The sequence below is a fragment of the Oleiphilus sp. HI0128 genome, assembly GCF_001635365.1.
Window position 1 is genome coordinate 1 of the sequence record NZ_LWGG01000169.1, and the last position, 882, is coordinate 882.

At 42.2% G+C, this 882-nt stretch carries 1 protein-coding gene; it reads left to right on the forward strand.

The window, feature by feature from the left end; translation table 11 throughout:
- On the forward strand, positions 1–882 hold an 882-nt coding region (locus tag A3763_RS02240; protein WP_068759852.1), incomplete at both ends, for a cytochrome bc complex cytochrome b subunit.

The window sequence follows — 882 nt, forward strand, 5'->3', positions numbered from 1 at the left end:
TTCCGTGGCTTAATGTATGGTTCATATAAGAAGCCTAGAGAACTTATCTGGATCTTCGGTATGACGATCTATTTAGCTTTGATGGCTGAAGCATTTATGGGTTATTTGTTACCGTGGGGCCAGATGTCTTACTGGGGTGCTCAGGTTATCGTAAACCTATTTGGCGCGATCCCTTACATTGGTGAGGATTTGTCCTTGTGGATTCGTGGTGATTACCTGATTTCAGGTATCACGCTAAACCGCTTCTTTGCTTTGCATGTCGTGGCATTGCCTATCGTTATTTTGGCATTGGTTGTTCTGCATGTATTAGCTTTACATACTGTGGGTTCGAATAACCCAGATGGTATCGAAATAAAGCAGAATAAAGACGAAAACGGTATTCCAAAAGACGGTATTCCTTTCCATCCTTTCTATAGTGTGCACGATATTGTCGGTATTGTTGTTTTCTTGTTTGTATTCTGTGGTGTTGTCTTCTTCTTCCCTGAGATGGGTGGTTACTTTATCGAGAAGCCAAACTTTGAACCAGCAAACCCGCTGAAAACGCCTGATCATATTGCTCCTGTTTGGTACTTTACTCCATTCTACGCAATGCTTCGTGCTGTACCTGATGCATTCTTGGGTGTGGTTGTGATGGGTGCTGCAATAGCAATTCTGTTTGTCTTGCCTTGGCTGGACAAGAGCCCTGTTAAGTCTATTCGTTATAAAGGCTGGATCAGTAAAGTTGCGCTAGCGTTGTTAGTCGTATCATTTTCTATACTCGGTTATTTAGGTGTTGTTGTTGCGACGCCTGAAAGAACGCTATGGGCGCAGATTTTGACTGCTGTGTATTTTGCCTACTTTTTATTAATGCCTTGGTATACAAAGATTGAAAAAACCAAGCCA